This is a genomic window from Chryseobacterium sp. T16E-39, assembly GCF_002216065.1.
Lineage (GTDB): Bacteria > Bacteroidota > Bacteroidia > Flavobacteriales > Weeksellaceae > Chryseobacterium.
On sequence record NZ_CP022282.1, the window covers coordinates 432,849 to 451,668 of the forward strand.

At 36.1% G+C, this 18,820-nt stretch carries 17 protein-coding genes; 8 read left to right on the forward strand and 9 right to left on the reverse strand.

What is annotated here, in order from left to right:
• The first annotated feature begins 323 nt into the window (after nucleotides 1-323).
• A complete protein-coding gene (locus CEY12_RS01715; RefSeq protein WP_089026051.1) occupies nucleotides 324-1,298 on the forward strand; it encodes a T9SS type A sorting domain-containing protein in 975 nt (324 codons plus the stop codon).
• Nucleotides 1,299-1,371: 73 nt separating this feature from the next.
• Here CEY12_RS01715 and CEY12_RS01720 read toward each other — a convergent pair whose 3' ends face one another.
• The 4 genes from CEY12_RS01720 to CEY12_RS01735 form a co-directional block, all read right to left on the reverse strand.
• A complete protein-coding gene (locus CEY12_RS01720; protein ID WP_228409769.1) occupies nucleotides 1,372-2,016 on the reverse strand; it encodes a response regulator in 645 nt (214 codons plus the stop codon).
• A gap of 5 nt (nucleotides 2,017-2,021) precedes the next feature.
• Complete coding sequence (locus CEY12_RS01725; RefSeq protein WP_089026052.1) at nucleotides 2,022-4,025, reverse strand: sensor histidine kinase; 2,004 nt, start codon at nucleotides 4,023-4,025, stop codon at nucleotides 2,022-2,024.
• 135 nt (nucleotides 4,026-4,160) lie between these two features.
• Nucleotides 4,161-4,793: a DUF2306 domain-containing protein gene (locus tag CEY12_RS01730; RefSeq protein ID WP_089026053.1), complete on the reverse strand. Its 633-nt coding sequence runs from the start codon at nucleotides 4,791-4,793 to the stop codon at nucleotides 4,161-4,163.
• 334 nt (nucleotides 4,794-5,127) lie between these two features.
• On the reverse strand, nucleotides 5,128-6,234 hold the full coding sequence (locus tag CEY12_RS01735; protein WP_089026054.1) for a helix-turn-helix domain-containing protein: 1,107 nt from the start codon (nucleotides 6,232-6,234) through the stop codon (nucleotides 5,128-5,130).
• Nucleotides 6,235-6,525: 291 nt separating this feature from the next.
• On the opposite strand from CEY12_RS01735, the gene CEY12_RS01740 reads away from it, so the two are divergent.
• The 5 genes from CEY12_RS01740 to CEY12_RS01760 are packed head-to-tail and all read left to right on the forward strand — an operon-like array spanning nucleotide 6,526 to nucleotide 12,358.
• Nucleotides 6,526-7,509, forward strand: a complete 984-nt coding sequence (locus CEY12_RS01740; protein WP_089026055.1) for an L-histidine N(alpha)-methyltransferase — start codon at nucleotides 6,526-6,528, stop codon at nucleotides 7,507-7,509.
• Between the two features lie 19 nt (nucleotides 7,510-7,528).
• The gene (egtB, locus tag CEY12_RS01745; protein ID WP_089026056.1) at nucleotides 7,529-8,701 is read left to right on the forward strand and encodes an ergothioneine biosynthesis protein EgtB; all 1,173 of its coding nucleotides are present in this window, start codon (nucleotides 7,529-7,531) and stop codon (nucleotides 8,699-8,701) included.
• 9 nt (nucleotides 8,702-8,710) lie between these two features.
• Nucleotides 8,711-9,628 carry an ABC transporter ATP-binding protein gene (locus CEY12_RS01750; protein ID WP_089026057.1) on the forward strand — a complete coding sequence of 306 codons (918 nt, stop codon included), beginning with the start codon at nucleotides 8,711-8,713 and terminating at the stop codon, nucleotides 9,626-9,628.
• Entirely contained in the window at nucleotides 9,625-11,190 is a 1,566-nt protein-coding gene (locus CEY12_RS01755; protein ID WP_089026058.1) for an ABC transporter permease/substrate-binding protein, read from the forward strand. Before CEY12_RS01750 ends, CEY12_RS01755 begins: the two co-directional genes overlap by 4 nt.
• Before the next feature lie 4 nt (nucleotides 11,191-11,194).
• Nucleotides 11,195-12,358 carry a MalY/PatB family protein gene (locus CEY12_RS01760; RefSeq protein ID WP_089026059.1) on the forward strand — a complete coding sequence of 388 codons (1,164 nt, stop codon included), beginning with the start codon at nucleotides 11,195-11,197 and terminating at the stop codon, nucleotides 12,356-12,358.
• A gap of 55 nt (nucleotides 12,359-12,413) precedes the next feature.
• Here the strand turns inward: CEY12_RS01760 and CEY12_RS01765 are convergent, their stop codons facing one another.
• From CEY12_RS01765 to CEY12_RS01785, 5 genes are all read right to left on the reverse strand, one after another.
• Nucleotides 12,414-12,659, reverse strand: a complete 246-nt coding sequence (locus CEY12_RS01765) for a hypothetical protein (RefSeq protein ID WP_089026060.1) — start codon at nucleotides 12,657-12,659, stop codon at nucleotides 12,414-12,416.
• Between the two features lies 1 nt (nucleotide 12,660).
• Nucleotides 12,661-13,257 (reverse strand): hypothetical protein, encoded by a 597-nt coding sequence (locus CEY12_RS01770; RefSeq protein WP_089026061.1) that lies wholly within the window; start codon nucleotides 13,255-13,257, stop codon nucleotides 12,661-12,663.
• Between the two features lie 100 nt (nucleotides 13,258-13,357).
• Nucleotides 13,358-14,044: an AcvB/VirJ family lysyl-phosphatidylglycerol hydrolase gene (locus tag CEY12_RS01775; RefSeq protein WP_089026062.1), complete on the reverse strand. Its 687-nt coding sequence runs from the start codon at nucleotides 14,042-14,044 to the stop codon at nucleotides 13,358-13,360.
• Nucleotides 14,034-16,625, reverse strand: coding sequence for a phosphatidylglycerol lysyltransferase domain-containing protein (locus CEY12_RS01780; protein WP_089026063.1), 2,592 nt, complete (start codon nucleotides 16,623-16,625; stop codon nucleotides 14,034-14,036). Before CEY12_RS01780 ends, CEY12_RS01775 begins: the two co-directional genes overlap by 11 nt.
• A 118-nt stretch (nucleotides 16,626-16,743) precedes the next feature.
• Nucleotides 16,744-17,130: a Fur family transcriptional regulator gene (locus CEY12_RS01785; RefSeq protein WP_089026064.1), complete on the reverse strand. Its 387-nt coding sequence runs from the start codon at nucleotides 17,128-17,130 to the stop codon at nucleotides 16,744-16,746.
• Between the two features lie 91 nt (nucleotides 17,131-17,221).
• Here CEY12_RS01785 and CEY12_RS01790 point away from each other — a divergent pair, with 91 nt between their 5' ends.
• Together CEY12_RS01790 and CEY12_RS01795 are read left to right on the forward strand one after the other, a co-directional pair.
• Nucleotides 17,222-17,560 carry a MerC domain-containing protein gene (locus tag CEY12_RS01790; RefSeq protein ID WP_089026065.1) on the forward strand — a complete coding sequence of 113 codons (339 nt, stop codon included), beginning with the start codon at nucleotides 17,222-17,224 and terminating at the stop codon, nucleotides 17,558-17,560.
• A gap of 6 nt (nucleotides 17,561-17,566) precedes the next feature.
• Nucleotides 17,567-18,769: a GTP-binding protein gene (locus tag CEY12_RS01795; protein WP_089026066.1), complete on the forward strand. Its 1,203-nt coding sequence runs from the start codon at nucleotides 17,567-17,569 to the stop codon at nucleotides 18,767-18,769.
• Nucleotides 18,770-18,820: the final 51 nt, after the last annotated feature.

The window sequence follows — 18,820 nt, forward strand, 5'->3', positions numbered from 1 at the left end:
AGTACTCAATTTATTTAGTATAAAGAATATTGATGAAAAATATTTATAAAACGGGATTCAATATTGTATAAAATAAAGCAGTAGTGATCAGGAACACTGCATTGGCCTATCCTGTTTCTTTTTCCTGAATACAAAGTAATTACCTGATGTCAGGTAAGAAAAGATACGTTTTCACAGGTATTGGAACGAAGCCCTTATCGGGATAAATTTGTTCCTATAACTCATGAGGGAATGAGTAATGTGAGCGACCTGATCTTATGTAGCTTTTTGTAAATCAGTCAGGGCGATAATTATCATTTATTTAAACACCAAACAAAAACAAAATGAAAAAATTAATCTTTACCTCTTTATTTTTAATAGGCGTGGGAGCTGCTGCCCAACCAACGGTAACGAGGGCAGCTCTTGATAAAATCAATACCACCACTACTGTTTACAATGTAAACGTTTCGACATCGATAAGTCCAGGTCCGGCTGGAGCTGGTCAGACGTGGGATTTTTCAACTTATGTTGGGAGCCAAACTGTAACAACTAAATTATTTCCATGTCCGGGCCAGGCAAATTGTTCAAAATTTCCCACGGCCAATAGAATCGCTGAACTTGTAGGAAATAATAATTTTGATTACCTGCTGAACAGTGATGCAGAAGCAACAACAATTGGAAATTTTAGCGTATTAGGAAATGTAACCATTACGTATACGGATCCCTTGATCGACTATAAGTTTCCAGTGAATTACCTCCAGGAATTTACAGATAATTATGCATTCAATACGGGTGGATCAACGGAAACAGGAACGCAAAGCTTTAAAGTAGATGGTTACGGGACGGTTATAACACCCAATGGAACTTTTCCTAATGCATTAAGAATAAAAAGAATAAGAAATGGAAGTCAGGTTACTGGCGGAACAACGTTTACCTATGTTAATGAGTCCTATCAATGGGTTACAGAAAATAATGGGCCGGTTCTTTCTGTTGCATTTAATACATTTACCATCAATGGGCAGACCACAGTTCAGCCGTCATTAGCTTATTTTACAACATCTCCCACACTGGCCACTGTCGATTCGGAGACTGCTAAAGATGAAATTATTATTTATCCGAATCCGGCATCAGATCTTATTACGATCCGGTCAAAAGAAGACCTTAAAAGTATTACAATTATAAGTCTTGATGGAAAAGCAATTCAAAAAGCACCCAATCACAAAGTAATTGATATTGCAGACCTTCCCAATGGGGTGTACGTTGTACAAATCGAATTCAAAAATGGGAAAATTATTTCGAAAAAGATCAGTAAACAGTAATTGTTTTTTATTTATGGTGATGAAGTACTATCTTAAGTGATAGTACTTTTTTTATGTAAGATGCTTCATGCACTTATGGTACATAAAGGCCATTTTCTTTGGCAAACTTTAAAAGTTCAACGACATTTCTCACCTCATATTTATTTAATAAGTTTCTTCGGTGTGTCTGTACCGTCAGATAACTTAGAAATAGCATATCTGATATTTCCTGCGTAGATTTGCCTTCTGCCAAAAGCTTCAAAATTTCTTTTTCTCTTTGGGTTAATCTGGGTACAGCTTTCAGATCGTAAACGCTGGTGTTTTCAATAATTTTCTCAACCTGCTGGCTAAAGGCCAATTCTCCGGATGCAGCTTTATTCATGCAGTTTTTAAATTCTTCTAAAGAAGCACTTTTTAAGAGATATCCCTGAGCCCCGTTTTTGATCATTTGGAGAATGATACTGCGTTCAGACTGGCTGCTCATACCCAATATGATTATTTTAGGATACGTTTTTTTGATTTTCAGGCACAGGTCAATACCATTAGTGTCCGGAAGGAATATATCGAGTAAAATAATATCTATCTTATCGAGATTCTCATAGGCTAAAAGCGCTTCACCGGTTTTAAAACTTTTAATGATCTCGACATCATCTGATTTTGAAAAAAGAAGCTGCAAGCCTTCCGTAACGATGGGATGATCGTCAACGATAACTGTTTTGTATGGTTTTATGATAGCCATTGCTATTAAATAGAAAGTTCAATATTAAAGACTGTGTTGCTGTTTTGTGAAGAATGAATATCCATTTTTCCATTGAGGAGTTCCACCCTGTTTTTGAGATTTTTTAGTCCCTGACCTGTAAAGTTATCGGCTTGTGTAGGGTCAAACCCAGTTCCATTATCCTCTACAGTAATGTGAAAATGAGATCCGTTTTGGCTGCAATCAACCAGGATTTCAGTACATGAAGAATGTTTCAAAGCATTATTGAGCAATTCCTGTACGATCCTGTAAATCATGATCTGAACACTTTCCGGGATATCTTTTTGGATCTTATTGGCCTGGAAGTAAATATTAACTTCGTCGGTTACTAAAAGATGGCAAAGATCACTAAGGGCATGTTCAAGTCCTAATTTAAGCAGTGTTTCAGGGATAAGATTAAAAGAGATCTGTCGCAATTCTGTAATAGAATTATTTAAGAGCGTATTCATGTTTTCAATTTCGTTGGGTTGAGCAGGCTCAGAAGAATTACTGATCTTTAAAAACCTGATCTTAAGAGAAGAAAGCATACTTCCAATACCATCGTGGAGATCTCTTGCTATTCTTTTACGCTCATCTTCCTCACCTCGGATCATGGCCTGCGTCACTTCCATTTCTTTTTGAGTTTTAAGCGTTTCTATGTTCTGAGCATAATTTTGAGCATGTTGGACCGCTATTTTTTTCTGGTTTTTAGAATTGACCCAAAGGAAGATGACCAGTAATAATAATATAACAGAAATCGCTGCAAGTAAACCATAATAGAGCTTGTTGTTTTCTGCAACCAGTTTGTCGCGCTGTCGCTGTGCTTCAAGCATACTGATCTTTTTTTCATTTTCAGACTTATTGAATTTGGCTTCCAGTGCTGCTACTTTGCCTTGCGATTCGCTCACATTTAAACTGTCATTAATTGTGTTATATCTCGAAAGATATTTATATGCATTTTTAGTATCTCCAAGGTCTTCATAAATAAAAGCCAGTTCTCTGGTGAAGTTTCTTTGATCAAGAGCAAATTGTGTGGTACTTCCTAACAGGTCCAATAAGAGATTTTTTGCATCCTCCAATCTGTTCAAAGCTTTCAAAGGCATGTATTTTGAAAATTTTAAACGGTTGGCCTGAAGTGGATCCTTGTGAAAATTACTGTTAGCAATACCTTTATCATAACTTTTTAAAGAATTATTGAATTGCCCCACCTTGTAAAAGTAATAGCCCTCTGCGGTGTAATAGCTTCCATTCATATTAGAATTAGGATAGTTTTTTAGAATCTCATATGCTTTATCAAGTGATTTTTTTGCTTCAGCAAGCATGTTAAGATAACACAGATTTTCAACATCCGTAATATAGATATCTGCTTTGGTCTCAAGATAAGTGTAAGAAGAAGTGCTGGCTTTTTCAATATATTCTTTAGCTATTTTCAGATAGGTATTAGCCTTCGGCCTTTGATTACTATTCATGAATATCACAGCAATGGACTTATAAAGAATACTCAGAACTTCAAGGTCACCTCCTTTTTTTGCTAAAGGAACGGCTTCATTAACCAGGAGCCTCATCGCTTCCACTTCATTGTTATGAAGGACCTCGACGAGAGACAGGTTTTTTAGAATAAATGCCTGCAGGACATAAGAATCTTTGGTTTTATATTTCTTCAGTTCGGTATTGGCCAGATTCAATTGCTTGGCATAATTGTCAAAATCGCCTTTACCTACTAATCCTGCCGCATTGTAATAGATCGCCACCGTTTTTAAAAAAGGATATTTGGGAGCAATTTTATTGGCAATAAGAAGATATTGATCTGCTAATTCATTTTTTTTGCTCCTCCTGAACAAATCAGCAAGTTTAAAACTGGTTATGCCTCTTATGCTGTCTGATTTTGCGGATTTGATGACCTGAGTGAGACTGTCGATGTAAGGGCCATCATTATCAAGTGTAAAAAACCTCTGAGCATTCAATCCATAGGTGAACAGAAGCAAGAGTACAAAGCATAATTTTTTTTTCATAAGCGTAAAATATTAACTATAATACAATTAATACAGTGAAATGGTTGGTGTAAAAATATACATTTATAAGACTAAAATTATAGGTTTTTAATTTTGATTAGAAATTTTTATAATATTTGTTACATGTTTGCTTTGTTAGATAAGGTTGGGGTCAACAATATTTTTTTTCAAAGAACGCTTCCTGTTGATAAAATAAGCGACCATAAGATTAGGAACCCAGCATAACCAGGCAACAATAAGATAAGAAAGACCTGGAGTTGTTATGATAGATTTTAATAAAGGCATCCATAATCTAAGGGTTACTGCTGCAAAAGTACAGGCATAGCTATACGTCATAAAATTCTGATGCTGGATAATATCTCCTCTTTTAATTTTTAAAAAAGCAAGAACTGTTGTGATGAACCAAATAACTCCCAAACTAACGAACCCAGACGACGAAACAATATTACCATTAGCATAAAATCCCAAATAAATCCCAGCCATTGAACTAATAATAACTGATAATATGTAGATTTTACCCATGAGTCGATGAAGCTTTTTATGTTTATTTCTGAATCCGGCTCCAAATTGTCTCCAGCCAATCAAAAGAGATATAGCCCCCAAAATAATGTGACAAAAAAAGGCAAATCTCCATATCGAATTACTCAGAATTTCGGATGTTTTAGAACTCAAAAAAGTGTACTTATGATCAACCAGAACATAAATCAAAGGATATAATCCAATGAGTAGTGCCAGAACTGCAAGAATGATGAACAAGAATTTTTTCATAGCTAAAGAATAAGATTAATGGATTCATCATGAGTTGGTTAAGCGATGAATACTTCAGCAAAAATGAAAAATGTTTCAAACTTAAATGCTCCAAAATATAAGGTGGAACTAATTTTATTTGTAAAAAAGGGGGGCGGGTTTCGGGGTTCGAGTTATGAGAAGCGAGATGCGGGTTTCGGGTTTCGGGATTCGAGGTTTGTATGATTCAAATTATTACTTTTGTTCTAACTTCTAACTTCTAACTTCTAACTTCTAACTTCCAACTTCCAACTTCCAACTTCCAACTTTCATCTTCCACTTTCCACTTTCAATTTTCAACTTCTAATCGAATTAACTATTCCAATTCCAAATTCTGGTTCTTTAAAAAATCCCGTGGCGAGCATTGCACATATTTCTTAAAGTTTCTGTTAAAAGAGGTTTTTGAATTAAACCCACTTTCAAATGCCAGTGTTAGAATAGTGAATTTTTGATTTTCGGGTAAAACTGCGATTCTTTTGAACTCATCAATTCTTTGTGTGTTGATATAATCGTAGAAGTTTTTATTTTCAATGGTATTGATGACCTGAGAAAGGGTGTTCGGATGAATTTCTAAGAGGGAAGCAATAGTATTCATATTTAAGTCAGGATCTTTAAAGAGCTTTTCTGATTTCATCCTTTGGGAAAGCCTATCATAAATCATCTGGATATTTTCATCAGTTAAACCTGACTTCTGGTATTTTACAGCAACCTCAGTCTCGTTGATGATCTTTTCGTTTTCAATATATTCAGTTTTCAGTTCGGGTAAATTTAAAATGCCCGCTTTAGTAATTCCAAAATAGGCGGTAAACAAAACGAAAAGAACTACGGAGGTAAACGTAATGGTGTCATTTTTTAAAATAAGGGAAGCCCAAACGATGGAAATTCCTATAATAAGATAATATACCCAGTTTAGGTTTATTTTTTCAATATTTGAATATTGTCTTGAAATTTTCTTTTTGTATTTCTGAAGCGATAAAAGACTTAAGGTAACATAGGAGATTCCCGATATGTATACGAGCATGCTAATACCTTTTCGCAATCCTTTATAGATCATACCTCCATTTTCATAGATTACCATCTTTTCTTTGGGAGAGAGCATAAAGAAATTCCATAAAATAAGATAAACAGCCAGAGCAGGGAGAAAATGTAACATCTGAAGATATGGATTTCTGCCCTGTCCGCTAAGGTTTAGAATATATAAAAAGAGCATAGGACCATGAATCAATGGAAGGGGGATTTCCAGTCCAAGCAGGTAGGGTGCCTGAATATAACTTCCGAAGAAATTTAAAAAAACTAAAGTCAGATGGAGACCTATAATAAAAAACCACAGAGCTAATAAATAATCTGCACCTGCTTTCTTTTTCTTTCCCAGAATAAGAAAAGAAGAAAAAAAAGCAATAAAGATCCCGGCTAAATAAAACATGTAAATGATGTATAAGAATGATAGGTCTATTGATGAGCTAAAAATAAAATATTAAAATGATATTTAAGATGTTTATTTTTTTAATAACAAAGGGATAAAAAATAGAAATATTTTAATGATTGATATTTTAAATTTTCATCATTTTATCAAAAACACGGAAAAATAGAATAGCTAAGTCAAAATTTAAGTGTACTTTTAAATATAATCACAATATTCAAGCACCTACTTTTATGAAGGAGTACTATAAACGATGGTAAAGAACGTGCTTACCAAACTATATGAAAACGTACAATGAACTCAAACACCAATTCTCAAATAAAAAGCAATCCCAGTAAAACCGAAAATTTTTTCATAGATGTAAAGAAAGGCCTGGAAAATAATCCTAAGAGATTATCTTCCAAATACTTTTATGATGAAGTGGGAGACCATCTTTTTCAGAAAATAATGGCAATGCCTGAATATTACCTCACCAAATGTGAGCTTGATATATTTCAGAATAAAACAGCAGATATTGCCGAGCTTATTGCCTTTGACAAACAACCTTTTGACCTTATTGAGCTAGGTGCTGGTGATGCCATGAAATCATCTCATCTTTTAAAGTATATGGTTGAAAAAGGCTTGGATTTTACCTATATGCCCATTGATATTTCCGGAAACATCCTCTCGATTCTGGATCGGAAATTAAGTGAAAGCATACCCGATCTAAATGTCGTTCTTTTAGAGGGTGAGTATTTCGAAATGCTGAATAAAGCAGCTTCACTCTCTTCAAGAAGGAAAGTGATTCTGTTTCTCGGAGGTAATATCGGAAATATGGAATTCGAAGAAGCCGGTCTGTTTTGTTCCGGTTTAAAAGAACACCTGGCAACAGGGGATAGAGTACTCGTAGGTTTTGATCTTAAAAAAAATCCGAATACGATCTTAAATGCATACAACGATAAAACAGGTATTACAGCAGAGTTTAATCTCAACCTTCTTGCCAGAATCAACCGGGAGCTTGATGCTGATTTTAATCTCGATCAGTTTCAGCACTATCAGACCTATGATCCTGTAAGCGGAGCCTGCAGAAGTTATGTGGTCAGCCTTATTGATCAGATTGTAACCATTGACCATACAGAGATATCATTTAAAGAAAATGAATTGATTGATATGGAAGTGTCCCAAAAGTTTTCAGAAACAGATATAAAAGAACTTGCTGAAAAATCAGGTTTTGAAATCGAAGGGGAAATAAAGGATTCAAAAAAATGGTTTATCGATTCCGTTTGGAAAGTGAAATAATAATTAAAAATCTAAAAAGATGATAGCAAATCCTAAGATTATTGATGTCGTAAAGAAATTCACAGATGTTCGTGAGCATTCTGTAGCGATCTGTGCCCCTTTGGAAATAGAAGATTTTGTGGTACAGCCTATTGTAGATGTGAGCCCGCCTAAATGGCATTTAGGGCATACGACCTGGTTTTTTGAAACTTTTATATTAATACCGAATTTTCCGGGCTATGAGGTTTTTGATCCTCAATATAACTTTGTTTTTAATAGTTACTATGAAACCATTGGAGCACGGGTGATCCGTACTGACCGGGGAAATCTGAGCCGTCCATCCGTTGCAGATGTATACCGCTACAGAGAATATGTCGATCAGCAAATGATCAGTTTTCTTCAAAGTGATTCGTTGAATGCAACCATTGAAACCCTTGTGGAACTTGGATTGAATCATGAGCAGCAACATCAGGAATTATTGCTTACGGATATCAAATATATTTTGGGACACAATCCGCTTTTTCCTGCCTATAAGAAAGGTCAGAGAAGTGAGAAAGTTAACTCTGGTTCTGCTAAAATGATCAGTTTCCCTGAAGGAATTTATGAAATTGGCTTTCAGGGAAGTGGATTCTGTTTTGATAATGAACTGGACAGACACAAAGTATATTTGCAGGATTTTGAGATCAGTGATCGCGCAGTGACTAATGGTGAGTATCTGGAATTTATGAAAGATAACGGATATACAGATTTCAGGCATTGGCATGCGGAAGGTTGGGACTGGGTGAAACAAAATGAAGCAAAAGCACCACTATATTGGCATCAGATCGATGGTAAATGGATGTATTATACTTTAGAAGGTTTGAAGGAATTGAATCTCGATGAAGCGGTTTGTCACATTAATTTTTACGAAGCTTCTGCTTTTGCTGCATGGAAAGGAATGCGCCTGCCTACCGAAGCGGAATGGGAGGTAGCTTCGGAACAATTTCCATGGGGAAACCGTTGGGAGTGGACAGGAAGTGCTTATCTGCCTTATCCCGGATTTAAAAAGGAAGCCGGAGCAGTAGGCGAGTACAACGGAAAATTTATGGTCAATCAAATGGTTTTGCGTGGTGCCTCAGAAGCAACACCTAAAGGACACAGCAGAAATACCTATCGTAATTTCTTTCATGCCAGTCTAAAATGGCAGTTCACAGGAATCAGATTAGCGAAATAAGTCTTGCCTATGATTAAAGTAGAATCAATTTCTAAAAAATTTGATGACCGGATTGCCGTTGATAGTATTTCTTTTCAGGCTCACGATAAAGAGATATTGGTTCTTTTAGGAACCAGTGGATGTGGAAAAACAACCACTCTTAAAATGATCAATCGGTTAATAGAAGCCGATTCCGGTGATATTTGGATAGATGGAGAAAATATCCGTGAAAGAAAAATAGAAGAACTGCGTATGCACATCGGTTTCGTTATGCAGCATGCAGGCTTATTTCCTCACTATACCATCCGGCAGAACATAGCCGTAGTTCCGGAATTATTAAAATGGGACAAAAAAAAGATCAGAAGCAGAACGGAAGAACTAATGGCTAAACTTCATTTACCTGAAGAATTGTTGAGCCGTTTCCCCCAGGAACTCAGCGGTGGACAGCAACAAAGGGTTGGGATTGCAAGGGCTCTGATTGCAGATACTCCCATTTTATTAATGGATGAGCCTTTTGGGGCATTGGACAATATTACAAAGGCTGATATCCATTCTGAATTTAAATCATTAGAAGAGCTTAAAAATAAAACCATCATTCTTGTTACACACGATGTACAGGAAGCATTTGAATTGGGGCATAGGATATGTTTGATGGATAAAGGACAAATTGTTCAGATCGGAACTCCCAAAGAAATGCTTTACCGTCCGGTGAATGATTTTGTAAAAGAATTTTTTGCAGAGAGTAGGCTCCTGCTGGAATATAAAGTAGCCACTTTAGAAAATCTACGACCTTTCCTGAGCTATTCGGAAAATCTGGATCAGGGGTTTAATAGTGATGAAAATGTGTGGAATATTTTACAAATACTAAGTATTAATAATGGTGATGCAGATGAGTACGAAAAACTGTCAGATGCATTCAATAAGTATAGAAAAGTACAGGCAGAATGACGCAACAAAGTCTCTGGCAATTTATTGCCGAACAACAAGATAAACTCCTGATTCAAGTTGTACAACATCTTGGATTAACTTTTGTATCGTTACTTTTAGCCATCATCGTGGGTGTTCCTCTGGGAATATTAATAGCCAGGAAGAGATTATTTGCTAATCCTGTTCTAGGAACTGCAGGAATTTTACAAACAGTTCCTAGTATTGCTCTGCTGGGATTTATGATTCCTGCCTTTGGCATTGGGGCAACTCCGGCGATTGTAGCATTATTAATCTATGCCCTTTTACCCATTATCAGGAATACCTATACAGGAATTACAGGAGTAGATCCGGCTGTTGTTGAGGCTGCAAAAGCAATGGGAATGAACAGGAAGCAATTGCTTTTCAAAGTAGAGCTTCCATTGGCAATGCCGGTCATCATTGCGGGGATCCGAACCGCAGCTGTAATCAATGTAGGAGTAGCCACATTGGCTTCTTTTGTTGCAGCGGGTGGGCTTGGAGAATTTATATTCGGCGGGATTTCACTTAATAATACGAATATGATCCTTGCTGGTGCTATTCCAGCGGCATTACTTGCCATTATATTGGATCAGTTGATTGCTATTTTACAAAGAGCAGGATATCGGAGGTTTCGCCAGGTTTTATTTGTAGTTCCTGTAATATTGGTGATTGTGGGTGGTTTATACCTGTTAACTTCACATTCCGGGAATAAACTTAAAGCGGGATTTACGCCGGAATTTATGGGACGGCAGGATGGTGATATCGGATTACGGGCGGTTTATGGATTGAATGCACAACCCACCATTGTAAGTGATGCCATTATGTACAAAGCAGCTTATGATAAAGAACTGGACATCATAAGTGGTTATTCTACCGATGGGAGGATCAAAGCGTATGATCTGTATGTATTGGATGATGATAAAAAAATATTTCCGCCATATTTTGCAGCACCGATCATCAAGACAAAAACATTACAAAAGTTTCCGGAGCTGAAAAAAACATTAAATTTACTCGCTGGAAAGTTTACTGATTCCATCATGACGGATCTCAATTACCGCTCTGATTATCTTCATCAGACTCCGGAAAAGATTGCGAAAGACTTTTTAAAACAAAATGGATTATTAAAAACTCAGAGAAAGGGAAGTGCGGGAACCGTACGGATTGGATCCAAGATTTTTGGCGAACAATATATCCTTACCGAAATGTATAAAATGCTTATTGAAGGCTATACCGATTATAAAGTAGAAACCAAAACAGGGTTAGGGGGAACTAAAATTTGTTTTGATGCCTTAGTGAACGATGCCATCGATTTCTATCCCGAATATACAGGAACGGGGCTTTTGGTTCTTTTAAAACCAACTGAATCAACCATTAAAGAGGTAAGCCAAAGTGCTGAAAAAACATATAAATATGTCAATACAGAATTTAAAAACCAATATGGGATAGAATGGCTGGAGCCTTTAGGGTTTAATAATTCTTATGCATTAATGATGCGAAGAACACATTCTCAACAATTAAAAATAAAGAGCATTTCAGATCTTAAAAACTATTTAGATACTCCTTAATTCAATGAACTATAATTTTGACGAAATAATACCAAGACGCGGAACCAATTCTATCAAATGGGACTCCGTTGCAGATGATAATGTATTACCAATGTGGGTGGCTGATATGGATTTTAAAACTCTACCTGAAATCGTGGAAGCACTCTCGAAGAAAGCGGAACAGGGGATATTTGGATACAGCTTTACTCCACAAGCGTTGTATGATGCAATTATCAATTGGTGGGAAGTGAGCCATCAGGTCAGACTTCAAAAAGATTGGTTGTTGCCTGTTCCCGGTATGATTCCGGCTCTTTCTGCAATTGTAAGAGCCTATCTCAAACCTGGTGATAATATTATCGTACAATCCCCTGTATACAATCATTTCTTTACACTTATCGAAAACTGCGGATGCAACGCGATCGAAAACCATTTGATTTATGAAAACGGAAACTATCAAATAGATTTTGCAGATCTGGAACTAAAAGCTTCTGATCCACAAACCAAAATGCTATTATTCTGTAGTCCCCATAATCCTGTAGGTAGAGTTTGGAAACGGGATGAACTTGAAAAGATAGCTTCCATATGCTCAAAACATAATGTAATGGTTGTTTCAGATGAAATCCATGCTGATCTTGTTTATAAAGGACACCAACATATTCCATTTGTTTCCGTTGCTGAAAACTATGATCTGATTTCTGTTACGTGCGGTTCTCCGTGTAAAACATTTAATTTATCCAGTCTGCCGGTATCATACGTTATTACTAAAGATCAGGAAATTAAAAAGGCGATTGCAAAAATATTGTCCATACAGGAGACTTACAGTATTAATCCATTTGCGGCTGAAGCTTTAATTGCTGCCTATACTCATGGCAGGAATTGGATGGAAGCATTGAAAGAATATGTATACAGTAATTATCTATTTCTAAATGACTTCTGTAAAAACAATTTACCGGATATATCGGTTAGTCCATTACAGGCAACCTATCTTGTTTGGATGGATTGTCGTGCTTTAGGGAAGGGATCTGATGAACTTTCCAAGATGTTATTTAAAGACGAAAAGCTGTGGCTGAATTCAGGTACGATGTATGGAAGCTCTGGTGAAGGCTTTTTGCGTATGAACATCGCGTGTCCCAAAGCGATTTTGGAAGAAGGATTGAAACGATTGGAAAAATATATCAATAAGAAATAATATTGGTCTGCTATTTTATAAAACCTTCCGGAATTACCGGAAGGTTTTTTTTCTTTTATAGATTTCTATTGGCTTTCTCCTTTTTTAATTGATTCCACTTATTAATATTTATAATTAAAATAGGAAGGAGGGCAATAGGGATTACATTCGAGGCATTAAATCCGTTTTTGAGTGTTAAAAGCATATTGGCTAAGAATAGAATGGGGATCGCAACCATTAGCATAACACTTATGGCTTTCATTTTCTTTTCATTGCTGATGATTTCTTCGTCAGTATATTCGGTTATAGGTTTATTTTTCATTTTATTTTTTGTTAATGACTTCAAGGGTATTAATTTTTCCAACCGGAGCAATCCTGATATTTTTATCTCCTTTGGTTACATAAAAATAATAAGTACTGTTAATATCAATCATATAAATATCTGTGGGTTCACCAGATTCGGAAGTGAGGGTATAATTGTACTTAAGGGTTTGGGTATCTATTCTTTTTTTGATAATACTGCCTTGCCCTATTCCTAAGCCTACAAATAAGGCGAGGAGTTCAATGGCTACGAGTATCGTAAAAATTGGAATCATGGTTTTTCGCAGTTCTTTTTTATCACTTTCAGTATTTATTCTATAGCTTCCTAATAATTTTTTGCTCCAGTTTTTATCCCTGTTTCTGATGAGAATGACTTGAAATAAAAAGAAAAAAAGAACAACAGAAATGATTACAATAATCAAAATCGGACTTGAAGCCATATCAGCAATCGGACTGATCAGGATATCTGTTATAGAGGAGTATTTTAAAATATTGACTCCCAATTGATAAAAAAGTATACTTTCCTTTAAAAGTCCAAGAATGATAAGATATAAATAGCCTAATGGTAATAATCCTTGAATTTTTTCTAAATATTTCATGAAACTAAGATATTATTTTATTTCAAACTTTTAATCATTTGCATGATTTGTTGTCTTTATCATAAAATAATTTGTTTCTAGCTATTGATGACTGCATACTTTATAGATTATGATTGATAAAGTTAGCCAGCATCTGGGTATTATTTCCATAATGATGGTTTCCCGGAATATGTTTCATTCGGTAATTACCTCCCAGGGTTATTTGTTTATAAGGAAAATGGAGAAATTCAAAGTCACTTAAAATAAGCATAACAGGAACTGATCCCATTTCATTGATCTCAGGAATAACCTGTAAACTGCCTTTGGGTTCAACGCCAAAGTATTCATCAAGATGGATTTGAAAATCATTGCTTTTTGAAGGCCCCATAATGAATACTTTTTGAATTTTACTTTTCAGATCCGGTGTAAAACGATTATAAACAAATGGTGTAACATCAGCTCCAAATGAATATCCTAACAAAATAACCTGTTGATTCTTTCTGCCCTGCAACTGCTCGTTGATGTAATTCTCAATATCCTGGGAAGTTTGCTCCGGCGTTTTTTTATTCCAGAAATAAGCTTTCGTATCCAATGCAAATACATCGTATCCTAAGGTGTGGAGATCAGTACCCAGGCCTTTGGTAAACGTATTAAAACCAGCATCTCCACTTATGTAAAAGATGATTGGCTTATTGGTACCTGAATTCCATTCTGTTATTTTAAAATCTTCATCCTTTTGACAACCGGAAAGCAGTACCAATGCAGATAAAGAAATAATTCGTAGAAATTTACTTAGTTTATTCTTCATTTTTCTGTGGTTTCATAACCTTGTTTAATGCGGTAGGAATCTGTAGCAATTCAAAATCATTGTTATATACCAGGTATTTGTTTTCCCAGATGTCAGCATATTTTTCCTTGAAGTTTCTTAGTGTCTGATAATGTTTAAAACTTCCTACTCTTTGATATGCAAATTTCATAATTTCCTCAGCGGTATTGTTGGGCTGTTCGATCCCTGCCATCGGGGTCATTCCCATATTTACATATTTAAGGTTCTTGCTTTTGGCATATTCTACCAGTTTCACGATCAATACGTCTACGCTGCCATTGGGGGCATTTTCAGTTTTTCTGATCATATCATAACTGCATTCATCCGGAGCACAATAGGGGATAATATTAAGGAATGCAACACATAGACCATCTGCATCAAAAATGGTAATAAGATCCTGATCTCTCACCACCTCACGGTCAAACATACCTTCCGCAAATACAATCTCCTTTTTATCAAACTCTCTAAGCCATTCATCGGAGACGCTTTGGATATGATCAATAATGTCATTGTTTTGGGGTGCATATAGTATAGTTGTAGTATAGCCAGATTTCTCAACGGCATTGATCCCGTTTCTAATAGTTTTCTTATCCTTTCCGGTAAGACTAAAGTTTTCGGCATCTAAAATTGCATCCTGTCCGATGAATAATTTTTGTTTTTTTAAAGGATTGAAATATGGGATTCCACTTTCGCTGACCCTGTAATAACAGGTCTTTAAACTATTTTTCTTGCAATATTGGTCGAACTCTTTAATCAGATCTGTTTTATGCTGCTCAGCACATACCGGCTCTTCCAAAACTACTGCAAAACCATTTGCCGCTCGGAATGAAACAAGGCCATTGATTTCTTCTGAAAAGTAAAACTGCTTTTCCTTTGTCAGTTTAAAATAATCCAGTGAAGAGGCCCCGTATTGCTCTACCAGATGTTCGGCTGCAATATGGTTTTCTTTCTGATCTTTTTTTACCCAGGAGTGGGTTCTATAAAATGATAAGATAAGAACCAGCCAGGAAATGACCCCCAGAATATAATTCAGATTCTGAAAATCCCGTGCAAATCCCGTAAGGGGAGTCAGCCCTGAATCTTTAAATAAGAGGAAAGTATGTAAAGTGTAATAAAGAGCTTCCTCTTTCGTAAAATCGATACCAAAATGAGATTTACTGATGAAATAAAAACTGAAATAATTGAAGACTAAAATAATTGTGAAAATCCCCAAAAACCAACTGAAACCTCTTTGTAAAGAAACAATTTTGGTGGTAAAGCTATATTCTTTCCGGCTATACCATAGCAGCCCTAAAGTAAACGAGGCAAACAATGCTTCTTCATAATCCAACGCTTTTAATAAATTGAAAATAATCGAAAAGATGGTAAGGGTCAACGCAAAATACCATGCTCTTTTATATCCTCTGAAAAGATTGGCAGAAGTGACTAAAAGTAATACCCCCGAAATAAGCGTGATCATCTTTGAAATATGGATCAGTTCCCACGGTAAATAATTCTTCAGAATATGCAGACGGTCCGTTAGTGCAGGAGTAATTACGGAAAGGATATTGATGATACCTAGTAAAAATATCATCACTACCGGCGAAATCCGGGCAAACAGTTTTCGACCACTCCAGAGGTACGCTGCTATTCCTAAAAGTAAGGGGATCCAGAATTCGAAAAAACGGTATAGCAGGGTAATGCCTAAACTATCAGCATGTTTATATCCAAAATTAGCAAGAATGTAAGTGAGAGAGAATTCTACCGCTCCAAGGCCCCGCAGAAAAGGGGAGACGATCATTAATAAAATAGAAACCACATACGATATGGCTGCCGCTGAAAATGAAGCAGGAACTCCAAATGCATACATCGCAATCAAAAGGTGGAAGACCCCGCAAAACTCTATGACAACAGAAACTAAAACGGTAATCCAAAAGTATCTTTTATCTATTTCATTGCTGAATATTTCATCTATTGAGCTAATGAATTTTGGAAATTTTTTATCAAGGAATTGGTAAAAGGAATTTTTCTTTCGAAAAGAGATAAAAAGAAGATAACTGCCCAAAAGTATGGCAGCAAGGACTACTATTCCTACCCAGCTATCATTGAAATTTTTGTTGATGAAAACTGCGTAGGCAATCAGAGGAATCCCGACAATCATTACCGTCAGTAAACCAACAAATCCATAAATGGCACTTGCCTGGTGGATCTTTGATGATTTATAACCTTTGGTTCTGATATTCCGGGGAAGGTAAGCCAGAGAACTTACACCACCGGCGGGAAGAAAGATGCTTAAAAAATTCCGTTTTAAAAATAAACTGGTAGCATCAGATAGGCTGACGTTCAATTGAGTAGCACGAAAGCTTGTAACGTACATTAGACCCTGGAGAAGTACATAAACAAAAGTCAGTAATACCCCAACTAAGACCCATTCCAGTTTTGAATTTTGAAGTTCAGGACCAATAGTTGCCAGTTCATGTCTTTCGCTTCTGAAAAAAACGAAAGCCAGTAACAAAATAATAACTGCTACAACTTCCTTCCAGCGAACCAGTTTGAAAACTTTTGAAAATTTTACATTTTTCATATTCGTGATCTAGACTCTTTTCAAGTACTTTTTGCACCAAAAATGCCTTAAATCAAAAATAAATAAAAAATCCTTTAGCAGTCTATAGATATTTTACTTTCTTCATCGTCAACAAAACTTAGTTTTGATAGCACTTTTGACAAATACCACTCACTACAAAATTGTAACTTTTTGCGATAAAATGCTTTGGTAATGTAATTTCCGGAACTACATTTTCTATGCAGGTTACCGACATACATTTTTCACAATTAAAGTGAATGTGGTTATGAGAGTGGTCATTTTCTGTACAATGATGGCATTTAGCATAATTGACTACACCATCTACATTGACGATCTTGTGAATTTTTCCCTCTTCTTCTAAGCGGTCCAATACACGATAAGTGGTTACACGATTGCACAGATCCCCAACTTTTTCCTGAATGGCAGTATGGGATAATGCACTGTCAGAACTATTAATGATATTTAATATTTCTGTTTTGGCCTGGGTGTTTCTAACCTGTTTCATGATTTTATTGCAACTTAGTTGCGTTAATTAAATTTAATGTATACCTTTGCAACAAAGTTACGATAAGTATTTTAAACTCAAATAATCATTTATGAAATCAAAAATCTTAGATGCAGTAGGAATTTCAGCAGCGGTTTTATGTTTGATCCACTGTATTGTTTTCCCTTTATTAATCATTATTCCTTTGGGAATTTCTCATAACCCTTATGTCGACCTGGCTTTCCTGCTAATTGGTACAGTAGTGGTTTACAGACTAACAAAGAGAATTTCGAAATCGTGGTTGAAATGGTTGTTTTGGATCTCAATTCTATTGATCTCCGTCTCTGTATTCGTTGATCTGATCTTCGAAGTTCACATTCCCCTAATCTATTTTGGAGCTGCAGGATTAATAGCGGGTCATATCATTAATTTTAGACAACATCAACATTAATTTATCATGGATAAAAGACTTCCCGTAACAGTACTTAGCGGATTTCTCGGTGCTGGAAAAACAACACTGCTCAATCATATTTTACATAATAAAGAAGGTTTGAAAGTAGCAGTGATTGTAAATGATATGAGCGAGATAAATATCGATGCACGCCTGGTGGAAAATCAGAACATGCTGTCGAGAACGGAAGAAAAACTGGTTGAGATGAGTAATGGCTGCATTTGTTGCACGCTTCGCGAGGACCTGATGGTAGAAGTGGAAAAGCTGGCCCGTGAAAAACGATTTGATTACCTCTTAATTGAAAGTACAGGCATCAGCGAGCCGGTTCCTGTAGCGCAGACCTTTACGTTTATCGATGAGGAAAGTGGAATAGACCTCTCAGCATTCAGTTATATAGATACTATGGTTACCGTAGTGGATTGTTTTAATTTTTTTAAGGATTTTGGTTCCAATGAATTGTTAATGGATCGTGAACTGACCGATATGGAGGGGGATTTAAGAACGATTGTTAATCTGCTAATCGATCAGGTAGAATTTGCTAATGTTATTATACTCAACAAAACAGATCTTGTCAATGGGGAAACCATTAACTTTTTAAAGGCAACTATCCGGAAATTGAATCCTGGTGCAAAGCTCATTACTTCTGAATTTGGAAAAGTGGCTCCCAGAGAAATATTGAATACCAAATTATTTGATTTTGATGAAGCCCAACAGTCTGCGGGATGGCAAAAGGAGCTGGAAGCGGAACACCACACGGCTGAAACAGAAGAATATGGAATCGGATCATTCGTATTTAGGAATAAAAAACCCTTTCACCCCATGCGGTTCTGGAGATATATTAACGAACAGTACCCGGAGGGTGCTTTACGAGCAAAAGGTTTATTCTGGCTGGCTTCCCGTCCTCAGGATGCATTAAATTTTTCACAGGCAGGCGGTTCTTTCCGTTTGGAAAAAGCAGGAGTATGGTGGTCGAGTATGCCGATGAGTAACCGTGTACAATACGCTTCATTTCTACAAAATCAGGAATATATTGAAGGCAGATGGGATAAAAGTTGGGGAGATAGAATCAATGAATTGGTTTTTATCGGACAGGATTTGGATCAGGAAAAAATGATGAACGATCTTGAAGACTGTCTTATAACAGGTGAAGAAAAAGAAATGTTTGATGCTTCGGCAATTTTCCAGGATCCTTTTCCTCAAAATATATGATCAAATCATTAAAATTAAATTCATAAATATTTAATGCAACTTTGTTTCGTT

Bases quoted from the DNA above. Each gene is read 5' to 3' on its own strand.
- CEY12_RS01740 (WP_089026055.1), top strand. From the start codon at position 6,526: ATGAACTCAAACACCAATTCTCAAATAAAAAGCAATCCCAGTAAAACC.
- CEY12_RS01780 (WP_089026063.1), bottom strand. From the start codon at position 16,625: ATGAAAAATGTAAAATTTTCAAAAGTTTTCAAACTGGTTCGCTGGAAG.
- CEY12_RS01715 (WP_089026051.1), top strand. From the start codon at position 324: ATGAAAAAATTAATCTTTACCTCTTTATTTTTAATAGGCGTGGGAGCT.
- CEY12_RS01790 (WP_089026065.1), top strand. From the start codon at position 17,222: ATGAAATCAAAAATCTTAGATGCAGTAGGAATTTCAGCAGCGGTTTTA.
- CEY12_RS01795 (WP_089026066.1), top strand. From the start codon at position 17,567: ATGGATAAAAGACTTCCCGTAACAGTACTTAGCGGATTTCTCGGTGCT.
- CEY12_RS01725 (WP_089026052.1), bottom strand. From the start codon at position 4,025: ATGAAAAAAAAATTATGCTTTGTACTCTTGCTTCTGTTCACCTATGGA.
- CEY12_RS01760 (WP_089026059.1), top strand. From the start codon at position 11,195: ATGAACTATAATTTTGACGAAATAATACCAAGACGCGGAACCAATTCT.
- CEY12_RS01775 (WP_089026062.1), bottom strand. From the start codon at position 14,044: ATGAAGAATAAACTAAGTAAATTTCTACGAATTATTTCTTTATCTGCA.
- CEY12_RS01750 (WP_089026057.1), top strand. From the start codon at position 8,711: ATGATTAAAGTAGAATCAATTTCTAAAAAATTTGATGACCGGATTGCC.
- CEY12_RS01755 (WP_089026058.1), top strand. From the start codon at position 9,625: ATGACGCAACAAAGTCTCTGGCAATTTATTGCCGAACAACAAGATAAA.
- CEY12_RS01735 (WP_089026054.1), bottom strand. From the start codon at position 6,234: ATGTTTTATTTAGCCGGGATCTTTATTGCTTTTTTTTCTTCTTTTCTT.
- CEY12_RS01730 (WP_089026053.1), bottom strand. From the start codon at position 4,793: ATGAAAAAATTCTTGTTCATCATTCTTGCAGTTCTGGCACTACTCATT.
- CEY12_RS01770 (WP_089026061.1), bottom strand. From the start codon at position 13,257: ATGAAATATTTAGAAAAAATTCAAGGATTATTACCATTAGGCTATTTA.
- CEY12_RS01720 (WP_228409769.1), bottom strand. From the start codon at position 2,016: ATGGCTATCATAAAACCATACAAAACAGTTATCGTTGACGATCATCCC.
- egtB (WP_089026056.1), top strand. From the start codon at position 7,529: ATGATAGCAAATCCTAAGATTATTGATGTCGTAAAGAAATTCACAGAT.
- CEY12_RS01765 (WP_089026060.1), bottom strand. From the start codon at position 12,659: ATGAAAAATAAACCTATAACCGAATATACTGACGAAGAAATCATCAGC.
- CEY12_RS01785 (WP_089026064.1), bottom strand. From the start codon at position 17,130: ATGAAACAGGTTAGAAACACCCAGGCCAAAACAGAAATATTAAATATC.